Source organism: Pseudomonas sp. WT-JTC, from assembly GCF_056711565.1.
The window spans coordinates 4,471,640-4,490,324 of record NZ_CM160042.1 but is presented as its reverse complement, the minus strand read 5'-3'; the positions used below and the strand labels follow the sequence as shown (position 1 = coordinate 4,490,324).

Sequence of the window (18,685 nt, the reverse complement as noted above, 5' to 3'; positions counted from 1 at the left end):
AGGCATATTCATGGACCTGACCTATACCCCGGCCCAGCAGGCCTTTCGCGCCGAGGCGCGGACCTGGCTGGCGGCCAATGTACCGAGTGAACCGCTGCAATCGTTCGACACCGAACAGGGCTTTGCCGAACACCGTGCCTGGGAAGCAAAACTCAACGAAGGCCGATGGGGCATGGTCACCTGGCCGACCGAACTCGGCGGGCGCGGCTGCGACCTGATCGAGTGGCTGATTTTCGAAGAGGAATACTACCGTTCCGGGGCGCCGGCACGGGTCAACCAGAACGGCATCTTCCTGCTCGGCCCGACCCTGATGGAGTACGGCAGCGAAGAACAAAAGGCACGCTTTCTGCCGCGCATGGCCACCGGTGAAGACATCTGGGCCCAGGCCTGGTCCGAACCGGGTGCCGGCTCCGATATGGCGGCGATCCGCTCCAAGGCTGAACGGGTTGGCGACCACTACGTGATCAACGGCCAGAAAACCTGGTCGACCCGCGCGGTATGGGCCGATTGGGCGTTCGGCATTTTCCGTACCGACCCGCAGTCCCAGCGCCATAACGGGCTGACGTTCATCCTGCTGCCACTGAATACGCCAGGCATCACCGTGCGCCCGATTCCGCAACTCAACGGCCTGCCGGGCTTCGCCGAGATCTTCTTCGACGACGTCAAGGTGCCGCTGGAAAACGCCCTCGGTGGCGAAGGCATGGGCTGGCACGTGGCGATGTCCACCGCCGGTTTCGAACGCGGTTTGCTGCTGCGCTCACCGGCGCGCTTCCAGGAAACCGCCAGGCGTCTGGTGCAGTTGTACCTGGCCAACCGTGAGCAGGCCGACCGCGACCCGGCCATCGGCGAGGCGGTGATGCGTGCCTGGCTCGATGCCGAGGCCTACACCCTGGGCACCTACATGACCGCTTCGCAACTGGTGCAGGGCGGCAAGATCGGGCCGGAATCGTCGACCAACAAGATCTTCTGGTCCGAACTTGACCAGCGCATGCACGACACCGCCATGAGCATTCTCGGATTGCGCGGCGAGCTGCTGCCCCAAGCCCCGGCCGCCGGTGACGTCGGCCATTGGCTGGAAGGTTTCCTGTTTGCCCAGGCCGGGCCGATCTACGCCGGCACCAACGAGATCCAGCGCAACATCATCGCCGAACGCATGCTCGGCATGCCGCGTGCCTGAGGAATAGACCATGGACTTTAGTTTCAGCCGCGACCAACTGCTGTTTCAGGACAACGTCCGCAGCTTTCTGATCAACGAAGTCACCCCGGAACGCATTCGCGAACTGTGGCTCAGCGACAGCGGGCGCAGCGAGCGCCTGTGGGCCCAATTGGTCGAGCTGGGCCTGACCGCGCTGACCGTGCCCGAGGCGCAGGACGGCATGGGCATGAATGAGCTGGATTTCGTGCTGATTGCCCAGGAATGCGGTTACGCCGGCCTGCCCGAGCCGCTGGTGGACACCATGCTGGTCGGCGTGCCGTTGCTCGCTGCCCTCGACGGGCAACAGGCAACGCTCAAGCAATACTGGTTGTCGCGGGTCGCTGAGGGCAATGCGCGGCTGGCGGTCGGCGAGCCCGGTAACCCGCTGGTCAGTGATGCCCATGTTGCCGATCTGCTGTTGTTGGCCAATGGTGACGAAGTACATGCGCTGGAGCGCGATGCCGTGCGCCTGACCCGCAACGAGTCGGTCGACCCGAGCCGTCAGTTGTTCCAGGTCGAGTGGACGCCAACGCCCGCCACCTGCGTCGCAAGTGGTGAGCAAGGCCGGCGTTTGTGGGCGGCCGCCTTCAACCGTGGCGCCCTTGCCAGTGCCGCGCAATTGCTGGGGTTGGCCAAGCGCATGGTCGACCTGGCGGTGGACTACACCTTCGAGCGCAAACAGTTCGGCAAACCGGTCGGCTCGTTCCAGGCAGTCAAGCATCTGATGGCCAACGTCGCGGTGCAGATCGAGTTCGCCAAAGGCCCGCTGTACCGCGCCGCTTATGCGCTGGCCGAGCAGCAAGCGGGGCAGGACGTGCTGGTGTCCCACGCCAAGCTGGCCACGGCGGAAGCGGCCTTGCTCGCCGCGAAGAACACCATCCAGGCCCATGGCGCCATGGGGTACACCTGGGAAGTCGACTTGCACCTGTTCATGAAACGCGCCTGGGCGCTGGACAAGGTCTGGGGCGATCGCGGCCTGCACAAGGGGCGGATTCGCTCGTCCCTGTTCGATGGCGCTCCCGTGCTGGGTGCCGGCAGTACTTTCTGACGGCAACTGTAGTTGATACCGGTCAGTAATGGTGCCGTGAAACCTGTGGGAGCGGGCTTGCTCGCGAAGGCGGCATGGCAGGCAACATCATTTTTGAATGTGCCGGCGTCTTCGCGAGCAAGCCCGCTCCCACAGGTAATGCGGCGCTCCTACTGACGGGCATTGGCGAATGTGCCTGACTTCAACTGATTCCGAGGTAAACCATGCCTGAAGCCTATATTGTCGACGCCCTGCGTACGCCCACCGGGCGGCGCAAGGGTGGTCTGAGCCAGATTCACGCTGCCGACCTGGGCGCCCACGTATTGCGCGCGCTGGTCGAGCGCAATGACATTCCCGACGAGGATTACGACGACGTGATCTTCGGCTGTGTCGACACCATCGGCCCGCTGGCCGGTGACATCGCCCGCACCAGTTGGCTGGCCGCCGGCCTGTCGCAATCGGTGCCGGGTACCACCATTGATCGCCAGTGCGGTTCGTCCCAGCAAGCGGTGCACTTCGCCGCCCAGGCGGTGATGAGCGGCACTCAGGATGTGGTGGTTGCCGGTGGCGTGCAGACCATGACCCAGATCCCGATTTCCTCGGCCATGATCGCCGCCGAGCCCTTGGGTTTCAGCGATCCGTTCAGCGGTTCCGAGGGCTGGGTGCGGCGCTACGGTGCGCAACCACCGACCCAGTTCCGGTCGGCGCAGATGATCGCGGAAAAATGGGAACTGTCCCGGGCGCAGCTTGAAGCCTATTCGCTTGAGTCCCATCGACGTGCCTTGCAGGCCATCGAGCAAGGCCGCTTCAACCGCGAGATCGTGCCGCTGGCCGGTGTGCTGCATGACGAGACCCCGCGCCAGACCAGCCTGGAAAAAATGGCCGAGCTGGAATTTCTGTTCGGATGTGACCGGGTGACCGCCGCGGTATCCAGCCAGACCTGCGACGCGGCCAGCGCGATGCTGATCGTCTCGGAGGCGGCGCTCAAACGCTACGGCCTGACGCCACGGGCGCGTATCCATCACTTGAGCGTGCGCGCCGAAGACCCGGTCTGGATGCTCACCGCGCCGATCCCGGCCACGGCCTACGCACTCAAGCGTGCCGGCATGAAGCTCGAAGACATCGATCGAGTCGAGATCAACGAGGCCTTCGCTTCGGTGGCCATGGCCTGGTTGAAAGAGACTGGCTATCCCCACGAACAGACCAACGTCAACGGCGGCGCGATTGCCCTCGGCCATCCGCTGGGCGCCACCGGTACCCGCTTGATGTGCAGCCTGCTGCATGAGCTGGAGCGCAGTGGTGGTCGCTTCGGCCTGCAGACCATGTGCGAAGGCGGCGGCCAGGCCAACGTGACGATCATCGAACGTTTGTAAACCAGGATGCACACCGATCCTGTAGGAGCGAGCCGGCTCGCGATGGTCGTTAACGAATACGCGGGGTATCTGGATAACCGCGTCGTTCTTGAGTCCATCGCGAGCAGGCTCGCTCCTACAGAAGATTGTGTCGACCAGTGATGAATTTGAAGGATGTAGAACATGAAAATCTGTGAAAACCGTGTCGTCATCATCACCGGTGCCGGCGGTGGTCTGGGCCGGGCCTACGCACTGGCCTTCGCCGCTGAAGGCGCGAAAGTGGTGGTCAACGACATCAACCGCGACGCGGCGCTCGCCGTGGTCGGCGAAATCCTCGGGCAGGGCGGCAGTGCCGTGGCCAACAGCGACGACATCACCCGCTATGACTCGGCGGGGCTGATCGTGCGTCAGGCCATCGAAACCTTCGGCGACCTGAACGTGGTGGTCAACAACGCCGGCATCTGCCGCGACCGCATGTTCGCCAGCCTCAGCGAAGCCGACTGGGATGCCGTAGTGGCGGTGCACCTGAAGGGCCACTTCTGCATTTCCAGCCACGCCGTGAAGTACTGGCGAGAGCAGGCCAAGGGCGGCGCCAGGGTCGATGCGCGGATCATCAACACCAGTTCCGGCGCGGGTTTGCAGGGCTCCATCGGCCAGTCCAACTACGCGGCGGCCAAGGGTGGTATTGCTTCGCTGACGCTGGTGCAGGCGGCTGAACTGCGCCGCTACGGGATCACCGCCAATGCCCTGGCGCCGGCCGCGCGCACCGGCATGACCGAGCAAGTGTTCGCCGACACCATGAAAAAGCCTGAAGAGGGCTTCGATTACTTCGCCCCGGAAAATGTTGCGCCGCTGGTGGTGTGGCTCGGCTCCGAGGCTTCCGCCGAGGTGACCGGGCAGATGTTCGAAGTCGAGGGCGGCAAGTTGTCGATCGCCGATGGCTGGCGCCGTGGTCCGCAACTGGATCGCCAGGGCCGCTGGGCGGTCGGCGAGATGGGCGAAGCCGTCGCACAGCTGGTGGCTCAGGCCGTTCCGGCGGCCAAAGTTTACGGCAGCTGAAAAAGACCGGTCTCGAAAGGCCCGTGCATGGCTATAATCGGCCCCTGATAGCGATCACCTGTAGGAGCGAGCTTGCTCGCGATGGACTCCAGCGCAACGCGTTTATTCAGACTGGGCGCGTTATCGTTAACGTCCATCGCGAGCAAGCTCGCTCCTACAGATGACCCATGTTCCCTCCAGATGAGACCTGCCATGACCATTTCCCTGTACGACGCTTCCGTGCCTGTTTTCCAGCAAATGCTCAACGCCCTGAGCGATGTACTGAAAAAGGCCGAGGCTCATGCCACCGAAAAAAACATCGACCCTAACGCACTCCTGCAGGCGCGCCTGTTCCCGGACATGTTCCCGCTGGTGCGTCAGGTGCAGATCGCCGTTGATTTCAGCAAGGGCGTTAGCGGTCGTCTGGCTGAGGTCGAGTTGCCGAAGTACGACGACAGCGAAACCACCTTCGCCGAACTGCAAGCGTTGATTGCCAAGGCACTGGCCTTCATCGGCTCGATCGAGCCGGAGCAGATCAACGGCAAGGAAGGCATCGAGATCGTCACCCGTCCGGGCACGCCTAAAGAGAAACGCTTCACCGGTCAGGCCTACCTGCTGACCTACGGCCTGCCGCAGTTCTTCTTCCATGTCACCACCACTTACGCACTGCTGCGCCACAACGGCGTGGAAGTGGGCAAGCGCGACTACATGGGCGCGTTCTAAACCGTCCAGGTACAAAAAAGCCCGCCAAGGTTCGCGCCTTGGCGGGCTTTTCGTTACTGATCATTTTTCAGGTACTCCGCTGGACCTGTGGGAGCGGGCTTGCTCGCGAAGAGGCTGTCAGTTTCAACATCAACATCGACTGATAAACCGCTTTCGCGAGCAAGCCCGCTCCCACAGGGAGATGTGTCAGGCCAGGCGCTCGGCTTTTTGCTCTTCGCCCAGGCAGGCCGCCGCGGTGAACAGCACATCGGTAGACGAGTTCAGTGCAGTTTCGGCCGAATCCTGCAACACGCCGATGATGAAACCGACCGCCACCACCTGCATGGCGATTTCGCTCGGAATGCCGAACAGGCTACACGCCAGCGGAATCAGCAATAGCGACCCACCGGCCACACCCGAAGCACCGCAGGCGCAGATCGCTGCAACGACACTCAGCAGGATCGCGGTCGGGATGTCCACGGCGATGCCCAGGGTATGCACGGCTGCCAGGGTCAGCACGGTAATGGTGATCGCCGCACCGGCCATGTTGATGGTCGCGCCCAGCGGGATCGACACCGAATAGGTGTCTTCATGCAGGCCCAGTCGCTTGCTCAACTCCAGGTTGACCGGAATGTTCGCCGCCGAGCTGCGGGTGAAGAACGCGGTGATGCCGCTCTCGCGAAGGCAGGTCAGGACCAGCGGGTACGGGTTGCGGCGCAGTTTCCAGAAGACAATGATCGGGTTCATCACCAGCGCCACGAACAACATGCAGCCCAGCAGCACGGCCAGCAGGTGCGCGTAGCCGATCAGGGCGCCGAAGCCGGAGATGGCGAGCGTCGAGGCCACCAGGCCAAAGATGCCCAGCGGGGCGAAGCTGATCACCAGACGCACGATCACCGTCACGCCGTTGGACAAGTCACCGAGCACTTCACGGGTGGTGTCGCCGGCATGGCGGATGGCAATGCCCATGCCGATGGCCCACGCCAGAATGCCGATGAAATTGGCGTTCATCAGTGCGCTGACCGGATTATCCACCACGCTGAGCAACAGGCTTTGCAGCACTTCGCCAATCCCGCCCGGTGCAGTCACGGCAACGTCCTGGGTCGACAGTGCCAGGCTCGACGGGAACATCATGCTGACAACCACCGCGACGACGGCGGCGGCGAAAGTACCCAGCAGATACAAGAACAGAATCGGTCGGATGTGGGTTTCCTGACCGTGTTTATGGTTGGCAATCGACGCCATGACCAGCACAAACACCAGGATCGGTGCGACCGCTTTCAGCGCAGAGACAAACACTTTGCCGATGAATGCCGTGGACCTGGCCACGTCGGGGGCAAACAGGGCCAGGGCAATACCGGCGATCAGGCCGATCAGGATCTGCGTGACCAGGCTCAAGCGTTTCAGGCGTTGCAATAGGGAAGGGGATGAAGCGGTCATAAAACGGCATCTCTGATTTTTTAGGTGCAGGGTTTCGCAGGTGTGCAGCAACGAACAGGGCAGGCCGCAGGCAGGAAACCGAAAAGGGAATACTGGGTGTACGTTTTCAAGGGCGCGGACTTTATCACGGGCAGGCACGATCTTTCAGACCTGTGACGAACTGCCACCATGGCATTCAACGAGATAGGCAGGTTCGTGCAACCGCGTTTGGAAACACTCTGTTAAGATTCGCCATCCTCATTTTCATGTCTGCCAGTGGGCCTTCGGGTCATCGCTGGTGTCGTCGTTTTTTCTGGAGTTCTGCATGCTGTTGCCCATTCTTCTGTTGTCTGCCGCCGGTTTCACGGTGCTGACCACGGAATTCATCATCGTTGGCCTGCTACCGGCCATCGCCCGCGACCTGGACGTCAGCATCCCGCAAGCGGGTTTGCTGGTGACGCTGTTCGCCTTCACCGTGGCCGCGTTCGGGCCGTTCCTGACGGCGTACTTCGCCCGCTTCGAGCGCCGCAAGCTGTTCATTTCGGTGCTGATCATGTTTGGCCTGGCCAACACACTGGCGGCGCTGGCGCCGAACATCTGGGTGATGGCGTTTGCCCGGTTGATCCCGGCGCTGGGGCTGCCGGTGTTCTGGGCGCTGGCCAGTGAAACGGCGGTGGACATCGTCGGGCCGGATTACGCCGGTCGCGCCATCGCCAAGATCGGCTTCGGCATCGTTTGCGCCACGGTGTTCGGCATTCCGGTGGGCACGCTGATTTCCGATGCGTTCGGCTGGCGCAGTGCCTTTGCCATTCTGGCGGTCATCGCTTTTGCCAAGGCGTTGCTGCTGTTTATCTACCTGCCCAAGACCCATCTGCACCAGCATCAGGTGAGCCTGCTGTCGCAGTTCAAGATCCTGCGCAGCCCGCTGATGCTCGGTCACGTGCTGCTGTCGGTGGTGGTGTTCAGCGGTATGTTCACCGCCTACACCTACCTGGCCGACATCCTCGAACGCCTGGCCGGTTTCAATGGCACGGTGGTCGGCTGGTGCCTGATGGGCTTCGGCGCGGTCGGGCTGATTGGCAACTCCCTGGGCGGCAGGGCGGTGGATCGTCATCCGCTGATGGCGTCGATGATGTTCTGCGCGTTCATGATTGCCGGCTTGGTGGCGCTGGTGCCGAACATTCATTCGCCGCTCGGTCTGGCGGCGGCGATGGGCATCTGGGGCGTGACCCAGGCAGCGTTGTTCCTGGTCAGCCATGTGCGCCTGATGAAAGCTGCGCCCGAGGCGCCGGCGTTTGCCGCGTCGCTGAACATCGCCGGGGCCAACCTCGGGATCGGCCTGGGCGCGATGATCGGCGGCCGGGTGATCGACAGCGTCGGCCTGCAAGGTCTGGGTTTCGCCGCGGCGGCTTTTATCCTCGCCTCGATCCTGTTGGCCATTGCGCTGATGACGTTCAAGCCCCGGGAAGTCTGCGCCTGATCGTTTTAAATCGCGGTAAACAGTTCGCGTCGGGCACCTTCGGTAATGGCAACAATGCCGGGGTGCCTGACCTTGCGTTCCACTGAGATGGCATAGAACGACTCGCTCACGGCGTCGGTCTGGCCGATCACCTCCACGCCATATTGGCGTTGCACTTCATCGGCAATCACGCTCGGGCCGATGAAGATCCCGCTGCCGGATTGGCCGAAGGCCTGCATCAGGGCGCTGTCGTCGAACTCGCCGATAATCTGCGGCTGGACCTGCTGCTCGGCGAACCAGCGCTGCAAACGGCTGCGCACCACGGTTTCCGGGCCGGGAATCAGCAGTGGCGCACCGTGCAGGTTGCGCGGGAAGTCCCGGCCGTAACGTGCCGCCAGCTCAGGGGTGGCGAAGAAGCTGATCCCGCATTCACCGAGTTTCTGGCTGTAGCCCTTGATGTCCAGGTGCGACGGCATGGGGCTGTCGGAAATCACCAGGTCCAGGCGCTGGATCGCCAGGTCGGCCAACAAACGTTCAAGCTTGTCTTCACGGCAGGTGATGCGCAGCGGTTCGCTCAGCTCCATGGTCGGTGCGATCAGGCGGTAGACGATGGATTTGGGCACCACGTCGGCCACGCCGACGCGAAACAGAATCTGCTGTTCATTGGGTTGTGCCCGCAGCATCAGTTCCAGCTCGCCACCCAGCTGAAACATTTGCTCGGCGTAGGGCAGTGCCTGGCGTCCGGCCTCGGTCAGTTCGAGTTGCCGCCCGACGCGCCGGAACAATTCGATGCCAAAGGTCTGTTCCAGCAATGAAATCTGCCCGCTGATGGTTTGTGGCGTGAGGTTCAGTTGCTCGCAGGCGCGCACGATGCTGCCGGTCTTGGCCACCACCCAGAAGTAATGCAATTGCCGATAGTTGAGCATGATGATCTACAGTTCGTAAAAATCGAAGTATAACCGCTGAAAATACGAATTTTCCTGAAGTATTCACTTCCCTAGAATGCATCGTTATCAACGGGCCATCGTTCAGGTCCCGTTTGTTCTATCGAGGAAAGCATCATGAAGCTGAAAACCACGGCACTGTTGATCACGTCTTTACTGGTACTGGCCGGTTGCGACCAGGCCGAGAAAAGCGCGCAGCAGTTGATGGGCAAGGCCGCCGAAAGCGCCAAACAGGCAATTGACGATACCCACAAGGCCGCCGAGCAGGCGCTCAGTGACGCCACCAGCGGGTTGATCAGTAAAAAAGAATCAGCGGAACAAGAATCGGAAAAAACCGAATCTTCCTCCCAGGAAATCTAAACCGTATTACAACGAGTCAGGACTGACCCATGGACTACCTTTTACAACTTGCCGCCAGCCCCACCGCCTGGGTCGCCCTGGCCACCCTGATCGTGATGGAAATCGTGCTCGGCATCGATAACCTGATCTTTATCTCGATCCTGACCAACAAGCTGCCCTTGCACAATCGTCAGAGGGCACGACGCATCGGTATCGGCATGGCGTTGATCCTGCGTCTGGGCTTGCTGAGCACCATCGCGTTCATCGTTCAGTTGACCGCGCCGGTGATCGAGATTCTCGGCCACGCGTTCTCCTGGAAAGACATGATCCTGATCGCCGGTGGCCTGTTCCTGTTGTGGAAGGCGACCACCGAGATCCATCACAGCATGGACCCGGCCCCGGAAGATCCGAAATCGGCGACCTCGACGGTGACCCTGGGCTTTGCTGCGGCGATCGGTCAGATCCTGATGCTGGACATGGTGTTTTCCATCGACAGCATCATTACCGCTGTCGGCATGACCGAGCATTTGCCGATCATGGTCATCGCGGTGGTGGTGTCGGTGTTGGTGATGTTGTTGGCGGCTGATCCGCTGGCCAAATTCATCAACGACAACCCGACGGTGGTGATGCTGGCCCTGGGCTTCCTGATCATGATCGGCATGACGCTGATCGCCGAAGGCTTCGGCGCCCACGTACCGAAAGGCTACGTCTATGCGGCCATGGCATTCTCGGCTTCGATCGAGGTGTTGAACATGATGTCCCGCCGGGCCAGAGCGAAGCGTTTAGTCGCTGAGGCCTGACCGTCGCTGAAAGATACGGCCGCCTGAACTCCCGGGAGTGCAGGCGGCCGTTTTTATTGGTGTCGGGTAAGCGTGTTTGTCAGTGAGCGTTGGCGTGTTTGCGCTGCGTCTCGTGCGCTTTGGGCGCAGGTGCGGGTTGAACCGGGTGATGGTGGCGGCGAGTAATGCGCAGCACGCCCCACAGCATGGCGGCGGCTACCGCCAGCCAGCTGCAAATCAACATCGCAATGATCATGGCCAGGCTCATCTGTGCCTCCTCTTTGCCCTGCTGCGGGCACACACGCTTCGCTGTCGTCCCTTCAGAAAACAGTCTAGCCGCTGCTGTATTTCAGGCTATTGACCGAAAGTCGGCAGTCATCAACCAGTTCGCTCTATCGAATGCACTCGACTGCCGTTTAAAGCTATACCGAAGCGGCGCGGCGACCTATGATCGACGACCAAGCCGGGAATCGGATTGCCTGGCGTCTGAACCTGAACAAGAGAGAGATGATGGTGCGGGTATTTTCTCGAATTTTGTCGGCCATGCTGATAGCCGGTTGCGTGGCGGGTCTGGCGGGCTGTGCCGGGAGCGTTGCGCCCGAGATCAAGCGATTGCCGGAGCGAGTCGAGCTCAGCGGCCGATTTTACCGCGGCGATGCGTATCAAAGCGGGCCGCAGGTGTTGGCCAGCATGCTGTCCCAGCAGGGCATCGTGATCACCCCGGGTTTGCTCGAAAAACCCTTGCATTTGCCAGGTGGTGAAGCTCAGTTGCAACAGAATATGCAGAACCTGGCGCGCGAGTACGGGATGCTCGTTTATCCCCTCGACAGCAACCTTGCGGCCTTGTTGACGCAAGTCGCCGCCGGTTATCCGGTGATGGTGCGCTTTACTGAAGGCTCGGCCATGTGGGCCGAGCCGCGTTACGCCATTCTGGCCGGCTACAACCGCCAGAAGCAGACGGTGCTGTTGCGGGCCGGGATGGATCGCCGCGAACTGATGAGCTTCAGCTCCTTCGAGTCGGCGTTCAAGGGCGCCGGCGGTTGGGCCGTGCTTATCCAGAATCCGACACAGATCCCGGCTCAGGTCGATCAGCAACGCTGGCTCAAGGCTGCCAACGATCTGGCTCAGGCCGGTCAGGAGCAGGCCGCCGCCAAGGCGAAAAAAGCCTTGGCCGCGCACTAAGTCCGTTTGTCACCCGGCGGGCACCTTCGCTCGTCGCCAGCCTCCAATTCTTATGGGCCCGCAACATTATCCGGGCCGAGATCAGGAGGCACCGATGGCTCATTCCACAACGCCCGACGGTCCGCACTCGTCCGAACATTCGTCTGGCAATGAGCTGGGTTTCGACCCCGATTCCCCGGACCTTGCCGATCCACAGGTCGACCCCATCGGGCCTGCCAAGGCACCGAGGGACGTGAAACCGGGTGACAATCCCAAGGCTCCGGCAAAGCCCTATGATCCACTGGGTAATCTGAAGCCTTAGGTCCAATGGAGGTGCGTATGTCCACTGATTCCAGTTTCGACGACAAACGTCCGGAAACTGTCCCCACAACTCCCGAAAATAGCACCGACCCGGTGATGGATCCCGACAGCCCGTTGAGGGATCCTCTGGCGCGGCCAACGACGCCGAAGGGGTGGCGGGATCCGAGTACCGGTGATGGCATTCCGGATGACGACCAGATGCCGTTGCCCAACGATTAAGTGTCAGGCGAAAAAAAGCCCCGAATGATCGGGGCTTTTCGTGGGTTGCCGCTTTGTTACTTCGAGGCTTCAACCACACCGCTTTGGCGGTGCTTGAGGTTTTTATCCGATTTGTATTGCAAGGCAACCGACGGCACGGTCGCGCCCTTGCCGGTTTCAACCCAGTTGCGGATGCGCGTGGCATCGGCAAAGTGGGTGTATTTGCCGTAGGCGTCGAGGATCACCAGCGTAACCGGGCGGTTGCCCATGTGCGTCACCAGTACCAGGCAGTGGCCTGCTTCGTTGGTGAAGCCGGTTTTCGTCAACTCGATGTTCCAGTTCGGCTTGCCGATCAAATGGTCGGTGTTGCGAAAGCCCAGGCTGTAGTTGGGTTTACGGAACGATACGGTTTTTTCCTTGGTGGTACTCAATTCGGTCAGCAACGGATACTTGTGTGCGGCGACCAGCAGTTTGCTCAGGTCGCGGGCGGTGGATACGTTGCGCGGCGAGAGACCGGTCGGCTCGACGAAGTGCGTGTTGGTCATGCCCAGCGCCCTGGCCTTGGCATTCATCGCGGCAATGAACGCGGCGTAGCCACCCGGATAGTGGTGCGCCAGACTGGCGGCGGCGCGGTTTTCCGAAGACATCAATGCAATCAGCAGCATTTCCCGGCGCGGCATTTCGCTGTTGAGCTTGACCCTGGAGAACACACCTTTCATTTCTGGCGTGTCGCTGATGTTGATATTGATGTATTCGTCCATGTTCTGGCGGGCTTCAACCACCACCAGGCCCGTCATCAGCTTGCTGACCGACGCGATCGGAACGACCACGTCAGGATTGCTGGCGTAGATGACTTTATTGGTCTGTAGATCCATGAGTAGGGCGCTGCCGGAGGCGATCTTGAGATGTGCGGTATCTCGAGGTGCAGCCGTGGTGTCGCCAGCGCTGGCAACAGGCGTGATGAAAGTCCCTGTAACTGCAAAAAATAGGCTCAGGATGGAAAGACGGATTTTCACGCTGGCAGACTCGTAAAGTGTTGATAAGCCGTTCTGTAACGGGCTATTTCGTAAAAGCGCGACATTCTGGAGTATGGCTGAATAACTGTCGATGGTTGTTCAAGTAACAGGCGAAAGTCCTGAGAAACATGAAAAAAAAGTCATTTTCCGGCGGGCGGTCGAGGGTTTTTCACAGGCCAAAAAAACCCCGCCAGTGGCGGGGTTCCTTGACTCGCTGTGAGCGTGCGCGTTGAAGCTTAGCCGTGCAGGGTTTCAGCGGCGTACAGGGTGTTTTCCAGCAGGCAGGCGCGGGTCATCGGGCCAACGCCACCGGGTACCGGGGTGATCCAGCCGGCGCGGGGCAGGGCGGTTTCATAGATCACGTCACCGACCAGTTTGCCGTCGTCCTGACGGTTGATGCCGACATCGATCACGATCGCGCCTTCCTTGATCCATTCGCCCTTGACCAGGCCCGGCTTGCCGGCGGCGACAACGACCAGGTCCGCACGGCCGACATGACCGGCCAGGTCCTTGGTAAAGCGGTGGGTGACCGTCACGGTGCAGCCGGCCAGCAGCAATTCCATCGCCATCGGGCGGCCAACGATATTGGACGCGCCGACAACCACGGCATTCATCCCGTAGAGATCGGCACCGGTGCTTTCCAGCAGGGTCATGATGCCTTTGGGGGTGCATGGGCGCAGCAACGGGATACGTTGGGCCAGGCGACCGACGTTATAAGGATGGAACCCGTCGACGTCTTTATCCGGACGAATGCGCTCCAGCAGCCGGGAGGCGTCCAGGTGTTCGGGAAGCGGAAGCTGAAGCAGAACGCCGTCGATTGCAGGATCGTCGTTCAGGCGATCGATCAGCTCGGTCAGCGCTTCTTGAGTGGTTTCGGAAGGCAGGTCATAAGCTTGGGATAGAAAGCCGACCTCTTCACAGTCTTTACGCTTGTGCGAGACATAAACCTGAGAGGCAGGATCGCTGCCGACCAGGATCACCGCAAGGCCGGGCGTGCGCAGGCCTTGCTGGCGACGCTCGGTGACACGTTGGGCGATCTGCTGGCGCAGGCTGGCGGCGATCGATTTGCCGTCGATTAGTTGTGCAGTCATTGCGCGTGATTAACCATCGAGAGGGGAAAAAAAGAGAACGCATTCTCGCATGTCATGCGGTGAGGGCAAAGGCGCTTGGTCTGCAAATTCCCCTAACTCCTTTAATTAAATGAATTTTTTTTAAAAAGGATTTGACGACCTTCGGGGGGCTCTATACTATTCGTCGCACTTGTCGGGCACAGCCTAGCACTGGTTAGGAAGGTTGAGCGGAATTACGGTTCTGCGAGACTGGAAAGCACTTAGTTTGTAGTCCTCCAAGGTTACAGCTAACAAGGCGCCCGTAGCTCAGCTGGATAGAGCATCCGCCTTCTAAGCGGATGGTCGCAGGTTCGAGTCCTGCCGGGTGCGCCATTAGGCAGCTTTGGCACAAGTAGCGCAATATGGTGGGCGTAGCTCAGTTGGTAGAGCACGGGATTGTGACTCCCGTTGTCGTGGGTTCGATCCCCATCGTCCACCCCATATTTCGAAAGGCGCCAGATTAACAGTCTGGCGCCTTTGCTTTAAAAGGCTTCATCCGCGGATGTGGTGGAATTGGTAGACACACTGGATTTAGGTTCCAGCGCCGCGAGGCGTAAGAGTTCGAGTCTCTTCATCCGCACCAAATAAAGCTTCACTCAGGTTGTTGGCCTGGCTGGAGCTTCATAAAGAAGTTGTTTGGCTTCTTTAACAGGCAATATGGTGGGCGTAGCTCAGTTGGTAGAGCACGGGATTGTGACTCCCGTTGTCGTGGGTTCGATCCCCATCGTCCACCCCATATTTCGAAAGGCGCCAGATTGAAAAGTCTGGCGCCTTTTTTGTTTCAGCGGCCGCAGGTTCAGGGTCGCAGGGGCAGGGCGTTTCGTCGTATTTATGTTTCTCGATGATGCTGTCCTGCCCGCCGGCCTTGCTTGCGAGATCGGCTGTCAGGGGGATGACTGGCGACCTCTTCAATATATGAAAAGGTCGGCGCAGAGCCCTGGCGTGATTGGCTGTATTTGCCATCGGGGCGAGGTGCATTCGTGCATTCGCACCTATAAATTGCCTGCTGCTTTTTTACCCGTTTTCAGTAGGGTGACTTCTTGAGTTTGACCCACTAGAATGCATGCCCTTGATTCTGGGGTCGGAAACGGCCGGCTAACGTCTGTGCAACGAGGAATATCCATGCAAGTTTCTGTTGAAAATACTACTGCTCTTGAGCGCCGCATGAGCGTCACCGTGCCGGCTGAGCGCATCGAGAGCCAGGTCAACAAGCGTCTGCAGCAGACCGCCCAAAAGGCCAAGATTGCTGGCTTCCGTCCAGGCAAGGTGCCAATGAGCGAAATCAAGCGCCGTTTCGGTGCCGATGCTCGTCAGGAAGCCGTAGGCGACGTGATCCAGTCTTCCTTCTACGAAGCTGTGGTTGAGCAGAAGCTGAACCCGGCTGGTCAGCCTTCGATCGAGCCAAAGTCCCTGGAAGCTGGCAAGGACCTGGAATACGTAGCTGTATTCGAAGTGTTCCCTGAGTTCACCGTTGCCGGTTTCGAAGGTATCACCGTCGAGCGCCTGAGCGCTGACGTGGCTGATGCCGATCTGGACAAGATGCTGGAAATCCTGCGCAAGCAGAACACCCGTTTCGAAGTGGCCGATCGTGCTGCCCAGAACGAAGACCAGCTGAACATCGATTTCGTCGGCAAGGTCGACGGTGAAGTGTTCGCTGGCGGTTCCGCCAAGGGTACTCAGCTGGTTCTGGGTTCCGGTCGCATGATCCCTGGCTTCGAAGACGGTCTGGTTGGTGCTAAAGCTGGTGAAGAGCGCGTTCTGAACCTGACCTTCCCAGAGGACTATCAGAATCTGGACCTGGCTGGCAAAACCGCCGAGTTCACCGTGACTGTAAACTCCGTTTCCGAGCCAAAACTGCCAGAACTGACCGAAGAGTTCTTCGCTCAATTCGGCATCAAGGAAACCGGTCTGGAAGGTTTCCGTACCGAAGTTCGCAAGAACATGGAGCGTGAACTGCGTCAGGCGATCAAATCCAAGGTCAAGAATCAGGTAATGGACGGTCTGCTGGCCACCAACCCGATTGAAGTGCCAAAGGCTCTGCTGTCCAACGAAGTTGACCGTCTGCGCGTGCAGGCTGTTCAGCAGTTCGGCGGCAACATCAAGCCAGACCAACTGCCGGCCGAGCTGTTCGAAGAGCAAGCCAAGCGTCGCGTAGTGCTGGGCCTGATCGTGGCAGAAGTGGTCAAGCAATTCGACCTCAAGCCAGATGAAGCCCGCGTTCGCGAGATGATTCAGGAAATGGCTTCGGCCTACCAGGAGCCTGAGCAAGTTGTGTCCTGGTACTACAAAAACGACCAGCAACTGAACGAAGTTCGTTCGGTTGTGCTGGAAGAGCAAGTTGTGGATACTGTTCTGCAGAAAGCTAGCGTGACCGACAAATCGGTCTCTTACGAAGAAGCGGTCAAGCCGGTAGAAGCTCCACAAGCCGACTGATCACTTTTGCGGTAAGAAGCAAACACCATAAGCCAGCCTTCGTGCTGGCTTATGCGTATTCAAGACATAACTATTTGGGAGTGACTGCAGAGCATGTTCCGTAATTCGTATATTCAGCAGAACTCTGATATCCAGGCCGCAGGCGGCCTGGTCCCGATGGTTGTCGAGCAGTCCGCTCGTGGCGAGCGCGCCTACGACATCTACTCGCGCCTCCTCAAGGAGCGAGTGATCTTTCTGGTTGGCCCGGTAGAGGACTACATGGCCAACCTGATCTGTGCGCAACTGCTGTTCCTTGAAGCGGAAAACCCGGACAAGGACATCCATCTCTATATCAACTCCCCGGGCGGTTCGGTGACGGCGGGCATGTCGATCTACGACACCATGCAGTTCATCAAACCCAACGTGTCGACCACCTGCATCGGTCAGGCGTGCAGCATGGGCGCGTTTCTGCTGACGGCCGGTGCCCCTGGCAAGCGTTACTGCTTGCCGAACTCGCGTGTGATGATTCACCAGCCGCTGGGCGGTTTCCAGGGCCAGGCGTCGGATATCGAAATCCATGCCAAGGAAATCCTGTTTATCCGCGAGCGTCTCAACACGCTGATGGCCAAGCATAGCGGGCGCACCCTTGAAGAAATCGAGCGCGATACCAACCGCGATAATTTCATGAGTGCAGATGCTGCACGTGAGTACGGCTTGATCGACGAAGTGATCAGCCAGCGCCCTGTTTAAAATAAGCAGCTCAAAACAGGCTTGGTCGGCGGGTCCGACACCAGCGGGCTTGAAAAAGCCCGCAATAGCCTTCATCTTGTGTTGCAAGCCTATCGGATTTGGATCGAACGAATGACTGACACCCGCAACGGCGAGGACAACGGCAAGCTGCTCTATTGCTCCTTCTGTGGCAAAAGCCAGCATGAAGTACGCAAATTGATTGCCGGCCCCTCGGTCTTTATCTGCGACGAGTGCGTCGACCTGTGCAATGACATCATCCGCGAGGAGGTGCAGGAAGCACAGGCCGAAAGCAGCGCGCATAAATTGCCTTCGCCTAAAGAAATCAGCGGCATCCTCGATCAGTATGTGATTGGTCAGGAGCGAGCGAAAAAGGTTCTGGCCGTAGCGGTGTACAACCACTACAAACGCCTGAATCAGCGTGACAAAAAGAATGACGACGTCGAACTCGGCAAGAGCAACATCCTGCTGATCGGCCCGACAGGCTCGGGTAAAACCCTGCTTGCCGAAACACTGGCCCGCTTGCTGAACGTTCCGTTCACCATCGCTGACGCAACCACTCTCACCGAGGCGGGTTACGTGGGTGAAGATGTCGAGAACATCATTCAGAAGCTGCTGCAGAAATGCGATTACGACGTAGAAAAAGCCCAGATGGGCATTGTCTACATCGATGAAATCGACAAGATTTCGCGCAAGTCTGACAACCCGTCGATCACCCGGGACGTTTCCGGTGAAGGCGTGCAGCAGGCCCTGCTCAAGTTGATCGAAGGCACGGTCGCTTCGGTTCCGCCTCAAGGTGGTCGCAAGCATCCGCAGCAGGAATTCCTGCAGGTCGACACCCGTAACATCCTGTTCATCTGCGGCGGTGCATTTTCCGGTCTGGAAAAGGTTATTCAAAACCGTTCCACCAAGGGCGGCATCGGTTTCAGTGCCGAAGTGCGCAGCAAGGAAGAGGGCAAGAAAGTCGGTGAATCCCTGCGTGAAGTCGAGCCTGACGATCTGGTCAAGTTCGGTCTGATCCCGGAATTCGTCGGTCGTCTGCCGGTACTTGCCACGCTGGACGAGCTTGACGAGGCTGCGTTGATGCAGATCCTCACCGAGCCGAAAAATGCCCTGACCAAGCAGTATGCCAAGCTGTTCGAGATGGAAGGCGTTGATCTGGAGTTCCGTTCCGACGCTCTGAAATCGGTCGCCAAGCGTGCCCTGGAGCGTAAAACCGGTGCCCGTGGCCTGCGTTCGATTCTCGAAGGTGTATTGCTCGACACTATGTATGAAATCCCCTCGCAATCCGAGGTGAGCAAAGTAGTGATCGATGAAAGCGTGATAGAAGGCAAGTCCAAGCCACTGTATATCTATGAAAACAGTGAGCCGACCGCCAAGGCCGCGCCAGACGCTTAAGCGTCACGTAGCTCGAATAAAGAAGGGGCCTTCGGGCCCCTTTGCTTTTTGCGGGTTTTAACACTGTCT

At 59.5% G+C, this 18,685-nt stretch carries 19 protein-coding genes and 4 tRNA genes; 18 read left to right on the top strand and 5 right to left on the bottom strand.

Annotated elements, in window-relative coordinates; genetic code table 11:
• The first annotated feature begins 10 nt into the window (after positions 1 to 10).
• From AC06G5_RS20375 to AC06G5_RS20355, 5 genes are all read left to right on the top strand, one after another.
• Positions 11 to 1,177, top strand: coding sequence for an acyl-CoA dehydrogenase family protein (locus AC06G5_RS20375; protein ID WP_413427847.1), 1,167 nt, complete (start codon positions 11 to 13; stop codon positions 1,175 to 1,177).
• A gap of 10 nt (positions 1,178 to 1,187) precedes the next feature.
• The gene (locus AC06G5_RS20370) at positions 1,188 to 2,243 is read left to right on the top strand and encodes an acyl-CoA dehydrogenase family protein (RefSeq protein ID WP_480458209.1); all 1,056 of its coding nucleotides are present in this window, start codon (positions 1,188 to 1,190) and stop codon (positions 2,241 to 2,243) included.
• 203 nt (positions 2,244 to 2,446) lie between these two features.
• On the top strand, positions 2,447 to 3,595 hold the full coding sequence (locus tag AC06G5_RS20365; protein ID WP_413704410.1) for an acetyl-CoA C-acetyltransferase: 1,149 nt from the start codon (positions 2,447 to 2,449) through the stop codon (positions 3,593 to 3,595).
• A 162-nt stretch (positions 3,596 to 3,757) separates the two neighbouring features.
• Complete coding sequence (locus tag AC06G5_RS20360) at positions 3,758 to 4,633, top strand: SDR family oxidoreductase (RefSeq protein WP_413427835.1); 876 nt, start codon at positions 3,758 to 3,760, stop codon at positions 4,631 to 4,633.
• Positions 4,634 to 4,825: 192 nt separating this feature from the next.
• Complete coding sequence (locus tag AC06G5_RS20355; RefSeq protein WP_413427834.1) at positions 4,826 to 5,335, top strand: DUF1993 domain-containing protein; 510 nt, start codon at positions 4,826 to 4,828, stop codon at positions 5,333 to 5,335.
• A 186-nt stretch (positions 5,336 to 5,521) separates the two neighbouring features.
• Here AC06G5_RS20355 and sstT read toward each other — a convergent pair whose 3' ends face one another.
• Positions 5,522 to 6,754: a serine/threonine transporter SstT gene (gene sstT / locus AC06G5_RS20350; protein WP_413427833.1), complete on the bottom strand. Its 1,233-nt coding sequence runs from the start codon at positions 6,752 to 6,754 to the stop codon at positions 5,522 to 5,524.
• 304 nt (positions 6,755 to 7,058) lie between these two features.
• Between sstT and AC06G5_RS20345 the strand changes: the two genes are divergently transcribed.
• Positions 7,059 to 8,213, top strand: coding sequence for an MFS transporter (locus tag AC06G5_RS20345; protein ID WP_413427832.1), 1,155 nt, complete (start codon positions 7,059 to 7,061; stop codon positions 8,211 to 8,213).
• Between the two features lie 5 nt (positions 8,214 to 8,218).
• Here the strand turns inward: AC06G5_RS20345 and nhaR are convergent, their stop codons facing one another.
• On the bottom strand, positions 8,219 to 9,118 hold the full coding sequence (gene nhaR, locus AC06G5_RS20340; protein ID WP_413427831.1) for a transcriptional activator NhaR: 900 nt from the start codon (positions 9,116 to 9,118) through the stop codon (positions 8,219 to 8,221).
• 135 nt (positions 9,119 to 9,253) lie between these two features.
• Between nhaR and AC06G5_RS20335 the strand changes: the two genes are divergently transcribed.
• On the top strand, positions 9,254 to 9,496 hold the full coding sequence (locus tag AC06G5_RS20335; protein ID WP_413427830.1) for a hypothetical protein: 243 nt from the start codon (positions 9,254 to 9,256) through the stop codon (positions 9,494 to 9,496).
• A gap of 29 nt (positions 9,497 to 9,525) precedes the next feature.
• Positions 9,526 to 10,275 carry a TerC family protein gene (locus tag AC06G5_RS20330; protein ID WP_480458205.1) on the top strand — a complete coding sequence of 250 codons (750 nt, stop codon included), beginning with the start codon at positions 9,526 to 9,528 and terminating at the stop codon, positions 10,273 to 10,275.
• 79 nt (positions 10,276 to 10,354) lie between these two features.
• Here the strand turns inward: AC06G5_RS20330 and AC06G5_RS20325 are convergent, their stop codons facing one another.
• On the bottom strand, positions 10,355 to 10,522 hold the full coding sequence (locus AC06G5_RS20325) for a hypothetical protein (protein ID WP_413427828.1): 168 nt from the start codon (positions 10,520 to 10,522) through the stop codon (positions 10,355 to 10,357).
• 179 nt (positions 10,523 to 10,701) lie between these two features.
• Between AC06G5_RS20325 and AC06G5_RS20320 the strand changes: the two genes are divergently transcribed.
• The 3 genes from AC06G5_RS20320 to AC06G5_RS20310 all read left to right on the top strand — a co-directional run bounded on the left by AC06G5_RS20320 (position 10,702) and on the right by AC06G5_RS20310 (position 11,955).
• Positions 10,702 to 11,436, top strand: a complete 735-nt coding sequence (locus AC06G5_RS20320; protein WP_413427827.1) for a peptidase C39 family protein — start codon at positions 10,702 to 10,704, stop codon at positions 11,434 to 11,436.
• A gap of 94 nt (positions 11,437 to 11,530) precedes the next feature.
• Positions 11,531 to 11,737, top strand: coding sequence for a DUF6021 family protein (locus AC06G5_RS20315; RefSeq protein ID WP_413704411.1), 207 nt, complete (start codon positions 11,531 to 11,533; stop codon positions 11,735 to 11,737).
• A 17-nt stretch (positions 11,738 to 11,754) separates the two neighbouring features.
• Positions 11,755 to 11,955, top strand: coding sequence for a hypothetical protein (locus tag AC06G5_RS20310; RefSeq protein WP_413427825.1), 201 nt, complete (start codon positions 11,755 to 11,757; stop codon positions 11,953 to 11,955).
• A gap of 56 nt (positions 11,956 to 12,011) precedes the next feature.
• On the opposite strand, the gene pbpG is transcribed toward AC06G5_RS20310, so the two are convergent.
• Positions 12,012 to 12,950: a D-alanyl-D-alanine endopeptidase gene (pbpG, locus tag AC06G5_RS20305; protein ID WP_413427824.1), complete on the bottom strand. Its 939-nt coding sequence runs from the start codon at positions 12,948 to 12,950 to the stop codon at positions 12,012 to 12,014.
• A 236-nt stretch (positions 12,951 to 13,186) separates the two neighbouring features.
• Positions 13,187 to 14,041: a bifunctional methylenetetrahydrofolate dehydrogenase/methenyltetrahydrofolate cyclohydrolase FolD gene (gene folD / locus AC06G5_RS20300; RefSeq protein WP_322615469.1), complete on the bottom strand. Its 855-nt coding sequence runs from the start codon at positions 14,039 to 14,041 to the stop codon at positions 13,187 to 13,189.
• 274 nt (positions 14,042 to 14,315) lie between these two features.
• Here folD and AC06G5_RS20295 point away from each other — a divergent pair.
• The 7 genes from AC06G5_RS20295 to clpX all read left to right on the top strand — a co-directional run bounded on the left by AC06G5_RS20295 (position 14,316) and on the right by clpX (position 18,616).
• Positions 14,316 to 14,392, top strand: a tRNA-Arg gene (locus AC06G5_RS20295).
• A gap of 32 nt (positions 14,393 to 14,424) precedes the next feature.
• Positions 14,425 to 14,500 (top strand) — tRNA-His (locus AC06G5_RS20290).
• A 57-nt stretch (positions 14,501 to 14,557) separates the two neighbouring features.
• A tRNA-Leu gene (locus AC06G5_RS20285) sits at positions 14,558 to 14,642 on the top strand.
• A 77-nt stretch (positions 14,643 to 14,719) separates the two neighbouring features.
• Positions 14,720 to 14,795: transfer RNA gene (locus AC06G5_RS20280), tRNA-His, on the top strand.
• Positions 14,796 to 15,181: 386 nt separating this feature from the next.
• Positions 15,182 to 16,492, top strand: a complete 1,311-nt coding sequence (tig, locus tag AC06G5_RS20275; RefSeq protein ID WP_413704412.1) for a trigger factor — start codon at positions 15,182 to 15,184, stop codon at positions 16,490 to 16,492.
• A 93-nt stretch (positions 16,493 to 16,585) separates the two neighbouring features.
• Positions 16,586 to 17,221: an ATP-dependent Clp endopeptidase proteolytic subunit ClpP gene (clpP, locus tag AC06G5_RS20270; protein ID WP_008019823.1), complete on the top strand. Its 636-nt coding sequence runs from the start codon at positions 16,586 to 16,588 to the stop codon at positions 17,219 to 17,221.
• Positions 17,222 to 17,332: 111 nt separating this feature from the next.
• Positions 17,333 to 18,616 (top strand): ATP-dependent Clp protease ATP-binding subunit ClpX, encoded by a 1,284-nt coding sequence (gene clpX, locus AC06G5_RS20265; protein WP_008019824.1) that lies wholly within the window; start codon positions 17,333 to 17,335, stop codon positions 18,614 to 18,616.
• Positions 18,617 to 18,685: the final 69 nt, after the last annotated feature.